The sequence below is a fragment of the Marseilla massiliensis genome, assembly GCF_016899955.1.
GTDB classification, from domain to species: Bacteria; Bacteroidota; Bacteroidia; order Bacteroidales; family Bacteroidaceae; genus Prevotella; species Prevotella intestinigallinarum.
The window spans coordinates 215,910-229,341 of the sequence record NZ_JACJJL010000002.1 but is presented as its reverse complement, the minus strand read 5'-3'; the positions used below and the strand labels follow the sequence as shown (position 1 = coordinate 229,341).

The window sequence follows — 13,432 nt, the reverse complement described above, 5'->3', positions numbered from 1 at the left end:
TCAGCACGGCTGATGTCTCTTTTGCGTTTACGGGCTTTCGGGCGGCAGGTGGAAGCGTGGCGGCCGGTGGGTCTCGCTTGCATGAAAACTAACCCGGAGATTGCCGTATAATAGTTTCCGTTTGTATGATAAGTAGGCTCCGCTTGCCATGTCGGCGTGTGGCATGCCACGGCTCACCCGCAAATTGGGGTCAGTCCGAAAAGCCGGTTGCAATCCTTGCTCCTGTTTTCAGTACTATGCACACAATTTGGACAGTCTAAACAAGAAGAATGGAATGTCAGCTACTCCCCTGAACTGGCTTCTGAAAGCCTTTACTTGCCGCGGGCCATGGCTTAATGCAATGCGGCCGTGGCAACGCAAAGGTTGCCACGGCCGCGTTGTCAAAGCCCAGGCGGCGCTGTTCAGACCAGCGTTATGCCGTCGTCGGCAATCGTGATTAGCTTTCGGCGGTAGAGGTCGCCGACGGCCTTCTTAAACGTTTTCTTGCTCACCTTGAACGTGTCGGCTATCAGTTCGGCCGGGCTCTTGTCGCCGAGGTTGCAGTGGCCTCCGTTGTCGTGCAGGTAGTTGAGCAGCGTGTTGGCAAACTCCTCGGTCTGCTGGCGGCCGGTGGGCTGCAGCATCACGTCGATTTTCCCGTCGGGCCTCATGCAGCTGATGTAGCCCCTGAGTCGGTCTCCGGTGTGCAGCGGGCGGAACACCTGGTTCTCGTATACCAGTCCCGGGTAGCAGTTGTCTATTATCACCTTGAAGCCGAGGTCGGTTTTCTGCCACACAATCAGGTCGACGTCGTCGCCGGGCAGGTATGACGGCGGTTGCGGGGCGAAGTGTCGCTCCACCTTCGCGGTGGCCATGATGCGGTAGCTTTCCTCGTCGAGCTTTATGTACACAATGTAGTAGTTGTCTTTCACCATCCTCATCTTCTGCTCCTTGAACGGGCAGAATATGTCTTTCATGAGCCCCCAGTCGAGGAACGCGCCGTATTCGTTGACCCAGGCCACGCGCAGGTAGGCGAAGTCGCCCACCTTTGCCAGCGGGTGCTCGGTGGTTGCCACGGGGCGCTCCTCCTGGTCGAGGTAGATGAACACGGTGAGCTCGTCGCCCACCTTGCTTCCTTCCGGCACGTAGCGTGACGGCAACAGAATCTCTCCTTCGTCGCCTCCGTCCAGGTAAAGTCCGAAGTCTACTTTCTTCACAACCTTCAGTTGGTTGTAATCTCCCAGTCGTATTCCTTTCATTGTTCTGTGGTGTTAGTGTCGTCTGGGGTGCCTTGCTCCGCGCCGTTGTTGCCGTTGTCGCCGGCAAGCATCCCGTCGTTCATTTTTATTGTCCTGTCTGTAATGGAAGCCAGGTGCTCGTCGTGTGTGACGATGACGAAAGTCTGCCCGAACTTGTCGCGCAGGTCGAAGAAGAGCTGGTGCAGCTCGGCCTTGTTCTTGCTGTCGAGGCTTCCTGAAGGCTCGTCGGCCAGTATCACGTCGGGGTTGTTCATCAGAGCGCGTGCCACGGCCACCCTTTGCTTCTCGCCTCCCGAGAGTTCGGCCGGCTTGTGGCTTCCGCGGTCGGCCAGCCCCATGAAGTCGAGCAGCTCGGCTGCCCTGCGTTCGGCCTCCTTGGCTTGCGTGCCGGCGATGTATGCCGGTATCATGATGTTTTCCTTTGCCGTGAACTCAGGCAGCAGCTGGTGGAACTGGAAGACGAAGCCCACGTGGCGGTTGCGGAAGTCGGCCAGCTTGCTGCCGCCGAGCGTGGATGTGTCTATGCCGTCGATGGCCACAGAGCCGCTGTCGGGCCTGTCGAGCGTGCCTATTATCTGCAGCAGCGTGGTCTTGCCGGCTCCGCTGGGCCCTACTATGCTCACTATTTCGCCCTTGCCTATTTGCAAGTCGATGCCTTTGAGCACCTGCAGCGGGCCGAAACTCTTTGTTATGCCTTTTATGTCTATCATATATGGGGTTCTTGTTTTATGCGTTTTGTTTGTCCTTGCGCTTCATCTTGCGGTCAATCCATTCCCTCAGCGCGGCATAGGCGCTGCGGTCTTCGTGCTGTTGCGGCGCGGCGTAGGTCATCATGTTGGCAGCCTCGCCATACTGGTCGGGGAACACTATCATGAGGTTCTTGCCGTGGAAGTTGGCAGCCAGCTCGTCGGGCAGGTGTTCGAGTGCCGCCTTGTACGACACCGTCCCCTTCCTTGCCGTGACCACCACGAACAGGTGGTCGTCGTCTATCGACGAGGCCAGCTGCGGCAGCTCGTTCCAATGTCCCATCGGCGTGTATTGCGTCCTTATCCCCGGGTGCGTGTTCTGCAGGTATTCGCTGATGAGCGACATCGTTTGCTGGCGCCCGTGGAACTGCAGCCTGCACTCCAGGTTCGACGCAAGCCGGGCCAGCCGTTCGAGCCACCTGTAGAATCCCGGCTCAAATTCGGCCTTCGAGGGCACTGCCACCTCAATGCGCCTCAGCGTGTTGAGGGGCTGGAGGCACCTCACCAGTATTATTTGCCGGCTCAAGCCGCTATAGAGGCTCTGTGCCAGTTCGCCCAGGTACTTGTGCGGGCGGTTGCCGCCCGGATACATGCCCAGCACAATCTCCGAGGCGTTGAACTCCTTGAAGGCGTGCTTTATGCCGTTTGTAATGTTGGTTGCGATGCGCACCTGCGTCTGCACCCTCACGTCGGAGTAGGCCGCCACCTTGGTTATCCGTTCCATGAGCCGCCGTCCCTGCTCCTGGTTGGCCAGCCTGTTGGCGTCGTCGTAAACCACGTTGAGGGCCACGAGCCCCCTGTTTAGCTTGGTGTTGCGCATCATCACGGCCATCGAAACCAGGTTTTCGGCCGTGGCGGGGTCTCTCACCGGTATCATTATCTTCTCGTCGTCGCCCGTGTCTTCCTGCGGGGCGGTGGCGCGTGTCTCAAGCACCATGCGCTTGGCGGCGTTCTCGGTGGTGAACGAGCTGAACACGCATGTGACCAAAATCAGTATTATCGTGCCGTTGAGCACGTCGTCGTTGAGCACCCTCTGGCCGTCGGGCAGCAGCAAGTTGTAGCCCACCAGCACCGCGGCCAGTGTGGCCCCGGCCTGTGCGTTGCTAAGCCCGTAAATCATCTCGCGCTCTACGGCCCTCATGCCAAACAGCTTCTGCGTGGCCAGCGACGCCAGCCATTTGCTCGCCAGGGCCACCGCAATCATCACGGTGGCCACCTGTAGCGTGCCCAGCCCGCTTAATAGTATGTTGACGTTGACCATCATCCCCACGCCGATGAGGAAATACGGTATGAAGATGGCGTTGCCCACAAACTCGAGGTGGGTCATCAGCGGCGAGACGTTGGGCACATATTGGTTGAGCACCAGGCCCACGAGGAAGGCGCCGAGCAGCCCCTCCATGCCGATATACTCCATCATCCATGCGCCGAGGAACGTCATTGCGAGCACGAAGATGAACTGCGTTACGTTGTCTTCGTGGCGCCGGAAGAAGAAGCGGGCTATTCGGGGGAAGAAGAAGAATATCACGAAGAACACCACGGATATCTTTGCCAAGAGCAGAAACCAGAAGCCGCCGGTGATGTTGCCCTTGAACAGTCCGCCCACTACGGCCAGCACCAGCAGCGTCAGCGTGTCGGTGATGGCGGTGGCCCCCACGGCGATGGTCACGCTGCGCTGGTGCGACAGGCCGTAGCGCAGCACCGTGGGATAGGCTATCAGTGTGTGCGATGCATACATGCTGGCCAGCAGCACCGATGTGGCGAAGCCGTATTCCAGCAGCGTCACGTTTAGCCCGAACCCTATGGCCATGGGAATTATGAAGGCCATGATGCCGTGGGTGAACGTCCGTATGCGGTTTTTCCTGAAGTCGCCCATGTTCATTTCCAGGCCGGCCAGGAACATGATGTAGTACAGCCCGACATGCCCGAAGAGCTCCATCGAGCGGTCGTCGGCCAGTATGTTGAAGCCGTGGGGGCCTACGGCCACTCCAGCCAGCACCATGCCTACGATGTGCGGTATGCGCAACTTGCCCATCACGATGGGGGCGAACAGTATTATGCACAGCACAATGAAGAACGACATGGTCGGAGACGTTACCGGCAGATAACTGTTGATGTCGGGGATAGACATAGGTCGTGTTGGTATTCGTTAGCAATTAGGGCGCGGGCTTGCAGGCATCGTTGCGGGCCGGCTGTTTGCCCCGCGCCGCATATCTTCTGCAAAGGTGCAAAAAAAAAATCATAAATAAGTGGCATTTGGGCTAAAAGTTGTAATTTTGCAACCGAAATAGGTAATTTATCAAGGTGTAAAGACATGAAAGTAGCTATTGTAGGAGTAAGCGGAGCCGTAGGGCAGGAGTTCCTGCGCGTGCTCGCAGAGAGGGATTTCCCCGTTGACGACCTGCTGTTGTTCGGCTCGTCGCGCAGCGCGGGGAGCAAGTATACGTTCCGTGGCAAGGAGTATGAGGTGAGGCTTTTGCAGCACAACGACGACTTCAAGGGCGTCGACATAGCCTTCACCTCGGCCGGGGCAGGCACGTCAAAGGAGTTTGCCGCCGACATAACCAAATACGGGGCGGTGATGATAGACAACTCGAGCGCTTTCCGCATGGACGACGACGTGCCACTGGTGGTGCCCGAGTGCAACGCCGAAGACGCCCTCAACCGCCCCCGCGGCATCATTGCCAACCCCAACTGCACCACCATAATGATGGTTGTGGTGCTCCAGCCAATAGAGAGGCTGAGCCACATCCGCCGCATCCACATAGCCAGCTACCAGAGCGCAAGCGGGGCCGGGGCAGCCGCCATGGCCGAGCTGCAGCAGCAGTACCGCGAGATAATCGACGGCAAGCCCGTCACCGTGAGCAAGTTCCCCCACCAGCTGGCCTACAACGTCATTCCGCAGATAGACGTGTTCCAGCCCAACGGTTACACCAAGGAGGAGATGAAGATGTTCAACGAGACCCGCAAGATAATGCACAGCGACGTGCGTTGCTCGGCCATGTGCGTACGCGTGTCGTCGTTGCGCGCCCACTCCGAGTCGGTGTGGATAGAGACCGAGCGCCCCATCGAGGTCGACGAGGCACGCGCGGCCCTTGCCGCAGCCCCCGGCGTCACCGTCGAGGACGACCCCGCCAACCTCGTTTACCCCATGCCGCTCGACACGGCCGGCAAGGACGACGTCTACGTGGGCCGCATACGCAAGGACCTGGCCGACGACTGCGGCCTCACGCTATGGCTCTCGGGCGACCAGATACGCAAGGGCGCGGCACTCAACGCCGTGCAGATAGCCGAATACCTTGTCAAGGTGGGCAACGTGAAATAATAGGTCTTTTGATATATAAGAGCCGGCGGGAGTCAAGGGCTTAGCCACTGTCTTCCGCCGGTTTTTCTGTTTTATACAGCCGGGATGTCTTTTAGTTCATTGTATGTGTATACATACCGCCCGTATTTGAATAGGTGGAAGTTGCCTTGCAGGTCGCGCCAGTCGGCCCCGGTCAGTTCGCACCAGCAATACGGCCATTGAGGCATACAGGCTCAGCGTGCTGCCCATTGCCGACGGCTTGTGTTTGACGAGCAGCCCGGGGCTTTTTATCGGCACAAGGTATGTAAGCACGGTGGCCAGTGCAACCGACAGGGCACCAACCGCAGTGTACTTGTTGATTGTCATAGCCCCGGCGATACCGAGAACGGTAGGGAGCAGTATGAAGACAGAAGCATGTCTTTTGTTCATGATGGTGGATTTTGTGGTTGATAATGTTGTTTTCCCAGAAGGCAAACAGTCGTTACTGTACTGCCTTGCGCTCTGTGATGCCGACCGTAGGCATCGTTAGGGCAATCGATGATAATTTTAAACACTTCATAGGCATGTTGCTTTTGTTGTTGCAAATATAGCTAATGGCGGGCTTGTTGTCCTCAAAATATAGTTTGCAAAACAGCTTGCAATGCGTAAAGGGCGTTTTGCGGAGTTTGCAATACGGCTTGCAGACGCTCGCAACAATCTCACAATGAGTTTATTATGTCATCCCAATCAGAGGGCCGCCCTTTTTTGCCGAAAGCCCTCATGAATAGCTTTGAGCGCAGGGTGCTCACCCCCGATGTGCTCAGGTTGGCCATTGCGGCTATGTGCGACGGCTGTATTTTTATCTTGATGAGCAGGCAAATGCGATAGTCAAACTCGCTCATCTTGCACAGGCTGTACAGGTTTTCGTCGAAGCCGGGATAAATCCTGTTTACCGCTTGCGACAGTTCGGCCCACATCTCTTCGGTGATTTTCTTTTTTGCATTGGGGTTGTTTACCATCAGCATGATGCTTTTGTATATCTCTTCGCTGTGCATCAGGCTGTCTTTCATGCCGTTGCCTGCTTCATGCCCGGGTTCGGAAGCCTTGCCCGTTTTCCGGCGTCCGAGTTTCATACTTTGCAAATTGCGTTTCCGCCTGAGATATACCGAAAGGAAAGCCAACGCCAATGTTGCAACCGAACCAATGGTTGCGAGTATAGCCATTATGGCTCTTTGCTCCTTGTTCTTTTGTCGCAGCCTCCGAAACTCGCTTTCCCTGAAGCGGTATTCACGCAAGTTGCTTGTCTGTTTTATGGCTTCTGTCGTTGTTATTCCTTGTATCGAGTCAATCGCTTTTTTGTAATTGGTGAGGCATAGGGCGGCCTCTTTCTGGTTTTTTTGCGCCAGATAGTGTTCTGCCAATGCCTTGTAGGCATCCGCTTTGGTGTAAACCGTCCCGATGTCGGCCACCTCTTTGTAGAGCATGATGGCCGAGTCGGGCTTGCCGTTGGCCTCATACCACTTTGCGGCTAGGCCTGCTATGCTGCCCCGGTCCCAGCAGCTGTCTTCGCCGATAACCTTGTTCAGGCATTTGAAAGCCATTTCGTAATCTCCCTGTTGGCTGTAGAACCGCGCCAGTTGCCCCGTTACAGTGATTGCCATCGGCTTGTCGTGGCTTGCCTCGGCCAGCGCCAACGCCTTGTTGTAGCATGCCAGGGCACTGTCCGGCTTGCTCAAGTCGACATACATTCCGCCCATGTCCCTTAATGAAAATATCATGGATACCGTGTCGTTTGTCTTGCTGCTGCACCGATACGCCTTCTTGAACATCCCGAGGGCTTCGCTGTCCAGCCATTGACGGTCGAATATATATCCGAGCTGACTGTATGTCCTGCCGCGCAGGTTGAGGTCGGACTCGGCGGCGGCGTCGAGCGTCTTGAAAAAATATTCCATGGCCATGGGCGAGTCGTTGAGCGACATGTATGTCTTGCCTGCATAGTAGTAAGCCTCAGGAAGCCGGCTTCGCTCGCCCCTGGTCTCGTAGTATTCCACCAAGGCGCGGGCGGCGCTGTCGGATGTGAAGCGGCCGAATGAATATGCAATCTGCTTCTGCCGGATGAGCCGGTAGCGCATCCTCACGGCCTCGGGGGCCGAAGCTATGCCGTGCTCCAGCCCGTCGAGTATCACGGCGGCACTGTCCGGCTGTTTGCTCACTATGCTGTCGGCCCTGAGCAATGCCTCGGGGTAGACGGTGCCTTGCCTGTCTTGCATCAGCAGGAATGCCGCTATGGCCAGTGCGGCTATGGCGGGGGCGAGTATGTTTGTGCGTTGTATGTGCATGGTGGTTGTCGTTTTTCGTTGCCGTTGCCAACGGCGGGTGTGTTACAGCGGCCGTCGGGGCTATCTGCTCCTTATGCGGTCGAGCCATACAATGAGTGCAATCGTAGCGGCAATGATGGTGTAGAACACCTTGTCTGCCGTGTCACGGCTGTATTTCAGGCTGTATATGGCAATGCCCACGGCCACAAAGATGAGCGTCATGGGCAGGCTCGCCTCGTCGGCATAGGTGAGGTTGAGCCTCTTGTTGGCAAGGAGCGACATGCCAACTGCGAACAGAATTGCTGCGCACGCCATCGACGCAATGTTCGCAGCAGACATTTCCGTGCCGTTCCATACTATCACACTGCCAACGGCAGCAAACAGCATCAGGGCCTCCGAGGCCACAAACGGCTTGTCGACAGGGCTTGGCGTGCGTCGGCAGCGGGCCTCGTCCCTGAGGCAGAAAAACCGTACCACGTCGGCAGCGGGTATCAGGGCGGGCCACAGCAGCATCCGGGCGCCTTCCCATCCAGTGAGGCTCGGCGTGAGCACGATGCCCACGGCTATTAGCGCATCGGCCGCCAGCGTAAACTGGTAGTTGTCTTTCTCGGCCTGGCTCTTGCGCATCATGATGGCTGCCACGGCGCAAACGCACCACATTATAGATATGGCCGACGCCACTTCCTGCCAAAGGCCGGTGGCCAGAAACCTTGCGAACACAATGGCGTTGGCCACCGTTGCCGCGATAGGCAGATACCAAATCAATTGTCTTTTGTTCATGTCCGTTGGGTGTTGTTTGCGCATCGGCCCCGGCGGCATGGCGCGGCCTTGTGTCGGCATGGCCCGTTGCCGTGGGCGTTAGGCGGAATTGTTGATGTCCAAAAAATACGGTTTTATGCCCGTGCGTGCAAGAAAAACAGTTTGCAAAACAGCTTGCAGTTGCTTCCGGGCTTGTTTTATGGCCAGCCCGGACTGTTTTTTGCCGTTCCGGGCGTGGCCTGTGCCCATGTCTGAATGGCCCTGGGGGCGTTGGGGCAGGGGTGTAAATGCAATTGTTTCCGGTAAATTTATTGTCGTCAAGTGTGCTCAGTCGCGTTGATGTTTTTCAAATAGAGAAGAATGGAGTGGGGCGGGCCTCACTGCCGATGAGGCTTTGGTATGCTGCCCGAAAGGGCACACATGATGGTGGCAAAGATATAGAGGACACCTGACAGGTCAATTGTATCGGTTGGTTTCGAACAGCCGCTTAAGTTAATTATCCGTAAATAAGCACGGCTGCAAGCCTATATATTGATACATTTAGTATCTTTGTAGAAACAATGTGGCGGCATTCGGCCCCCTGTGCATGGCATGCCGGGGCGGAGGCAGGGCCACAGTGGGAGTGGACAGAAGTTTAACGTAAAAATTCAAGCAATCATGAACAGAGTGAAGGAAGCTGCGCTGCTGGCCATAGGACTGGTGGTGCTGGGGCTTTGCATAAAGTGGGGAATCGACGATTTTGCCAACAAAGACCGCACGGTGACGGTGAAGGGGCTGGCCGAGAAGGAGGTGGCGGCCGACAAGGTGACGTGGCCCATACAGACAAAGGAGCTGGGCGACGACCTGCCTTCGCTATACACAAAAATCAACGCCACCACCGACAAGGTGAAACGGTTTCTGAAGCAGAATGGAGTAAAGGACGAAGAGATAAGCGTCAACGCCCCCGAGGTGGTTGACCTGCAGGCAGAGCGGTATGGCAGCGACAACCACCGCTACCGCTACAACATCACGTCGACGGTCACGGTGACGTCGCACAACGTCAAGCTCGTGCGCGGCATCATAGCCCGCCAGGGCGAATTGCTCCGCCAGGGCGTGGCCGTGGTCGACGGCGGATACGGCAACGGTGTTACCTACGAGTATGTGTCGTTCCAGAAAATGAAGCCAGAGATGATGGAGGAGGCCATCAAGAACGCCGAGAAGACGGCTCAGCAGTTTGCCGACAACAGCAGCAGCGAGCTGGGCAAGATAATGTCGGCATCGCAAGGGCAGTTCTCCATCGACGACCGCGACGCCAACACCCCTTACATAAAGAATGTGCGCGGAGTGATTACAGTGACCTACTCGCTGAAGGACTGAGGCCCGCCCTTGGTTTTGCCAGGCAGGCGTTTCACGCCCAGCCGCCCGGAGTGGCTGTCGGGCCATGTCTGTCCATCCGCCAAGGGGCATAGCCCGCTATGCTCATCGGCAAACGTAAGCAACGGCCTCAAAAGCCATACCCCATCCGGCTGACCATGGGCAAAGGCCGTCTCAGGGCCTGTCAGCGCCTTGGGCGATGGGGCGCACGAAGCCCGAAGCCGGGGCGGCGCAGGCCTGCGCCGCCTGCCGCGGCTTGCGCCGGGGGCGCGGGGTGTGCGGCCGGGCGGCCCCAGACAAAGGGTAACAGCTAAGTAGGTGTTCATAATTAATTGCCATCAAATTGTGCGCTATTTCGGAGATGCATGCCAAAGTCCGAAGAGAGAACGTAGCGGGCTACGCGACCGAAGAGACTTTTGTATGCGGCCCGAAAGAGCACACAAGATGGTGGCAAAGATATAGAGGACACCTGCAAGGTCTATTGTATCGGTTAATTTTGAATAGCTACTTATAATATAATAATGTCATGAGAAAGATTCTTTCAATCCTTATGGTGGCCATGGTGCCATTGCTGTTTGCTGCCTGCGACGGCGGCGACGATTATTATGACCCGCCCGGGTGGCGCCCGGGTGGCGGGGGCAACGACGGGGCCCTCAACGAATATGAGAAAAACCTCGTGGGGAGCTACGTATCCGACGACGACCCCAGCAAGCCGTTCTACCTCGTGCTGCGCGACGACCGCACCGGCAGCTTCAAGTCGGTGAACAACGGGCAGACCACCGGCGACGATTTCACGTGGCGGGCCAACTCGAAGCGGCTCACCGTGGTCTACAAGTCGGACGGCAGCAAGGGCGAGATGGAATACTATTATGCCGACAACCACCTGTATGTAGACGGCATACCGCTCGTGGCCAACAACGGCCAGGCCCCCGACGACACCGACAACCCGCTCGTGGGGCAGTGGGAAGGCGCAATCAACGGGTACTACCAGGCCGTGCTTGGCCAGACCGGCGACAACTATGCCACCGTGTGCGAGTTTGCGTCAAACGGCGAAGGCACCCAGCTCGACTACAACATATACAGCCCGCGCGACAACTATGCTTACAGTCCGTTCACATGGACGCAGACCGGAGGGGTGATAGTGGTAAACTATGTGGCCGACGCCGACGGCAACTCGCTGCCCCGCGCCGTATTCAACAACTATGCGCTCACCGACACCCGTTTCACCGGGACGGTGCTTTACGGCACCCAGCAGTTTGGCTTTGCCTACACGGCCACGTCGGGATTCGACTGGACACCTTACATCAACGGCACCAGGGGCGCGCCCATGGCCGCCAAGACGCGCATGGCCGACTTGCGCAAAGCCCGGTCGGGCCCGGTGCGCAAGGGCTCGTTTGCCCGCTGACCGCCGTGGCGCGGCCGCGGCTTGCTTGAGCTGTCGCGCCCCCGCAAGCGCAATTGGGCAGGCTGTTGCCTTGCCGCCGGCATGCAGCGGGCGCGGTTGCCATCCATGCCGTGACAGGCATCGGCGGCTGGCTGCACATACACGTGGCTGCCAATGCATACGGCAAAGCTGTGAAACCCGATAAACACATGGGGCTATTTTAGGAGTACAGGAGTGCAGGAGTACAGGAGTACAGACAATAGTTTAGTGTATATTTAGTAGACGGTAGACAGGAGACAGGAGTGCAGGCAATAGTTTAGTGTATATTTAGGAGACGGTAGACAGGAGACAGGGGTGCAGGCAATAGTTTAGTGTATATTTAGTAGACGGTAGACAGGAGGCAGGAGTGCAAACAATATTTAGTGTATATTTAGGAGACGGTTGGCTGGAGACAGGAGTGCAGACAATAGTTTTGGAAACATTGGTGCCTTGGGAGCATGGCGAAAGTGTTGCAGGAAGATAGTCAAATGCTATTGTCTTAACTCCTTTACTTCCTAACTCCTTAACTACCAAAAAGCCTCCTGGATTAATTTAGTGAGCCAAAAGCGGCAACCATCCGTATTTCCGGGTGGTTGCCGCTTTCTTTGTGTGGTGTCGCCCTGGCCGTTCAGGCCATGGGGCGCGCCCCGGTCAGAGGCCAAAACCGTGCCGCTCGCCCGTTGCTGTGGGCGTGGCGGCAGTGGGCTTTATCCGTAAATTATCTTGCCGTTCTCGTCTTCGTAGGGTGCCAGGTCCTTGGCATACTGGTTCATGGCGCGCAGGCTCATGCCCATCGACGAGAAACCGCCGTCGTTATACAGGTTTTGCATGGTCACCTTGCGTGTGAAGTCAGAGAACATCATCACGCAATAGTTGGCGCAGTCTTCCGCCGTGGCATTGCCGAGCGGCGACATCTTGTTGGCAAAGTCCATCAGGTTGTCCATGTCCTTGATGCCCTTTCCGGCCGTGGTGGGCGTGGGCGACTGCGAGATGGTGTTTATGCGCACGTTCTTCTCGCGGCCGTAGATGTAGCCAAAGCTGCGGGCTATGCTCTCGAGCATGCTCTTGGCGTCGGCCATGTCGTTGTATCCGAAGAAAGTGCGCTGCGCAGCCACGTATGTCAGTGCCACCACCGAGCCGTATTCAGCTATGGCGTCCTGCTTCTTGGCCACCTGGAGCATCTTGTGGAATGATATTGCCGATATGTCGAGCGTCTTCTGCAGGTATCCGTAGTCCAGGTCGTCATACGTGCGGTGCTTGCGCACGTTGGGGCTCATGCCTATGGAGTGGAGCACGAAGTCAATCTTTCCGCCGAGCAGCTTCACCGACTCGCTGAACACCTTCTCCAGGTCTTCCACGCTGGTGGCGTCGGCAGCCACGATGGGGGCGTCCAGTTTCTCGCTCAGTTCGTTGAGCGTTCCCATGCGCAGGGCCATCGGGGTGTTGCTCAGAGTTATCCTTGCGCCTTCTTCCACGGCCCTTACAGCTACTTTCCATGCTATGGATTCTTCATTGAGCGCGCCGAAGATAATGCCGCGCTTGCCTTGCAATAAGTTGTGAGTCATTGTAGTTCCAAATTAAATGATGTTGTATTTGCGGCACAAAATTACAACAAATGTGCAACACTGGCAAATCTTTCGGGCAAAAGATGCATTGCGGGCGCGTGTGCGAGGCCATTTTGGGGCGGCTCTGGGGTATCGGGTGGTGTTGCCGTGGGCATCGCGTGGGCCGGTGGCCGGCGGGGCCGGAGGCGGGCTGGCGGCGGGTGGCTGTTGCGCCCTTCCGCCTGCCGCGCAACGCGTTGTGCCACAGCTGTTTTCCGCCCGCGTGTGGGGCGGACTTGCAAAACGGCCGCCGCTGGCGTGCCAGACGGGCCTTGCGGCAGCCTGAAACGGGGCCTGTTGCGTGGCCTTGCGGCGGGGTGGCCCCCTGGCGCCGCCGTGCGCCGCCAGGCCGGCGGCCATCCGGTGGGGCCGTGGCCACCGTGAGCAGGCGTTGCGGAGGCGCCGGAGCGTCGTTTTTGCAACTTTTTGCAGGCGGATGCAAATTTTTCCCGAAAAAGTTTTGGCGTTTCGGAAAAAGTGATTACCTTTGCACCCGCTTACAAGAAGCACGGGCGCTTAGCTCAGCTGGTTTAGAGCATCTGCCTTACAAGCAGAGGGTCGGGGGTTCGAATCCCTCAGCGCCCACAACGGAAGATTCTGCACCGCATCGCGGTTGGCAGAATCTTTTTTTGTGCCCCGGCAAATTTTATCGGTTGTTTTTCGGTTAAGTCGAATATAATGATTAACTTTGTGGCCTCAAAATATATACAA

The 13,432-nt window shown here is 57.1% G+C and carries 10 protein-coding genes and 1 tRNA gene; 4 read left to right on the top strand and 7 right to left on the bottom strand.

The genetic code is table 11. The features are described 5' to 3' along the window. Window positions 1-401: 401 nt before the first annotated feature. Genes H6B30_RS02105 through H6B30_RS02095 form a run of 3 tightly spaced genes read right to left on the bottom strand, consistent with a single transcriptional unit; the run spans window position 402 to window position 4,112 of the window. On the bottom strand, window positions 402-1,238 hold the full coding sequence (locus tag H6B30_RS02105) for a CvfB family protein (RefSeq protein ID WP_205107405.1): 837 nt from the start codon (window positions 1,236-1,238) through the stop codon (window positions 402-404). Next, complete coding sequence (locus H6B30_RS02100; protein WP_205107404.1) at window positions 1,235-1,948, bottom strand: ABC transporter ATP-binding protein; 714 nt, start codon at window positions 1,946-1,948, stop codon at window positions 1,235-1,237. Before H6B30_RS02100 ends, H6B30_RS02105 begins: the two co-directional genes overlap by 4 nt. A 16-nt stretch (window positions 1,949-1,964) precedes the next feature. Then, window positions 1,965-4,112, bottom strand: coding sequence for a cation:proton antiporter (locus H6B30_RS02095; RefSeq protein WP_205107402.1), 2,148 nt, complete (start codon window positions 4,110-4,112; stop codon window positions 1,965-1,967). Window positions 4,113-4,295: 183 nt separating this feature from the next. Between H6B30_RS02095 and H6B30_RS02090 the strand changes: the two genes are divergently transcribed. Beyond that, entirely contained in the window at window positions 4,296-5,306 is a 1,011-nt protein-coding gene (locus H6B30_RS02090; RefSeq protein ID WP_205107400.1) for an aspartate-semialdehyde dehydrogenase, read from the top strand. Window positions 5,307-5,402: 96 nt separating this feature from the next. On the opposite strand, the gene H6B30_RS02085 is transcribed toward H6B30_RS02090, so the two are convergent. From H6B30_RS02085 to H6B30_RS02075, 3 genes are all read right to left on the bottom strand, one after another. Next, on the bottom strand, window positions 5,403-5,714 hold the full coding sequence (locus tag H6B30_RS02085; RefSeq protein ID WP_205107399.1) for a hypothetical protein: 312 nt from the start codon (window positions 5,712-5,714) through the stop codon (window positions 5,403-5,405). Window positions 5,715-5,983: 269 nt separating this feature from the next. Then, entirely contained in the window at window positions 5,984-7,603 is a 1,620-nt protein-coding gene (locus H6B30_RS02080) for a tetratricopeptide repeat protein (RefSeq protein ID WP_205107397.1), read from the bottom strand. Window positions 7,604-7,663: 60 nt separating this feature from the next. Continuing rightward, the gene (locus H6B30_RS02075) at window positions 7,664-8,362 is read right to left on the bottom strand and encodes a hypothetical protein (RefSeq protein WP_205107395.1); all 699 of its coding nucleotides are present in this window, start codon (window positions 8,360-8,362) and stop codon (window positions 7,664-7,666) included. A gap of 636 nt (window positions 8,363-8,998) precedes the next feature. Between H6B30_RS02075 and H6B30_RS02070 the strand changes: the two genes are divergently transcribed. Both H6B30_RS02070 and H6B30_RS02065 read left to right on the top strand, forming a co-directional pair. Continuing rightward, window positions 8,999-9,697, top strand: a complete 699-nt coding sequence (locus tag H6B30_RS02070; RefSeq protein WP_205107393.1) for an SIMPL domain-containing protein — start codon at window positions 8,999-9,001, stop codon at window positions 9,695-9,697. 523 nt (window positions 9,698-10,220) lie between these two features. Further along, window positions 10,221-11,099: a hypothetical protein gene (locus H6B30_RS02065; protein WP_205107391.1), complete on the top strand. Its 879-nt coding sequence runs from the start codon at window positions 10,221-10,223 to the stop codon at window positions 11,097-11,099. A gap of 725 nt (window positions 11,100-11,824) precedes the next feature. On the opposite strand, the gene H6B30_RS02060 is transcribed toward H6B30_RS02065, so the two are convergent. Then, a complete protein-coding gene (locus tag H6B30_RS02060; RefSeq protein WP_205107389.1) occupies window positions 11,825-12,682 on the bottom strand; it encodes an enoyl-ACP reductase FabI in 858 nt (285 codons plus the stop codon). A gap of 549 nt (window positions 12,683-13,231) precedes the next feature. Between H6B30_RS02060 and H6B30_RS02055 the strand changes: the two genes are divergently transcribed. Continuing rightward, a tRNA-Val gene (locus tag H6B30_RS02055) sits at window positions 13,232-13,306 on the top strand. The last annotated feature ends 126 nt before the right edge of the window (window positions 13,307-13,432 follow it).

Excerpts from the sequence above, each read along its gene's own strand:
- H6B30_RS02080 (WP_205107397.1), bottom strand. The coding sequence starts at position 7,603 with ATGCACATACAACGCACAAACATACTCGCCCCCGCCATAGCCGCACTG.
- H6B30_RS02075 (WP_205107395.1), bottom strand. The coding sequence starts at position 8,362 with ATGAACAAAAGACAATTGATTTGGTATCTGCCTATCGCGGCAACGGTG.
- H6B30_RS02065 (WP_205107391.1), top strand. The coding sequence starts at position 10,221 with ATGAGAAAGATTCTTTCAATCCTTATGGTGGCCATGGTGCCATTGCTG.
- H6B30_RS02095 (WP_205107402.1), bottom strand. The coding sequence starts at position 4,112 with ATGTCTATCCCCGACATCAACAGTTATCTGCCGGTAACGTCTCCGACC.
- H6B30_RS02100 (WP_205107404.1), bottom strand. The coding sequence starts at position 1,948 with ATGATAGACATAAAAGGCATAACAAAGAGTTTCGGCCCGCTGCAGGTG.
- H6B30_RS02070 (WP_205107393.1), top strand. The coding sequence starts at position 8,999 with ATGAACAGAGTGAAGGAAGCTGCGCTGCTGGCCATAGGACTGGTGGTG.
- H6B30_RS02105 (WP_205107405.1), bottom strand. The coding sequence starts at position 1,238 with ATGAAAGGAATACGACTGGGAGATTACAACCAACTGAAGGTTGTGAAG.
- H6B30_RS02060 (WP_205107389.1), bottom strand. The coding sequence starts at position 12,682 with ATGACTCACAACTTATTGCAAGGCAAGCGCGGCATTATCTTCGGCGCG.
- H6B30_RS02090 (WP_205107400.1), top strand. The coding sequence starts at position 4,296 with ATGAAAGTAGCTATTGTAGGAGTAAGCGGAGCCGTAGGGCAGGAGTTC.
- H6B30_RS02085 (WP_205107399.1), bottom strand. The coding sequence starts at position 5,714 with ATGAACAAAAGACATGCTTCTGTCTTCATACTGCTCCCTACCGTTCTC.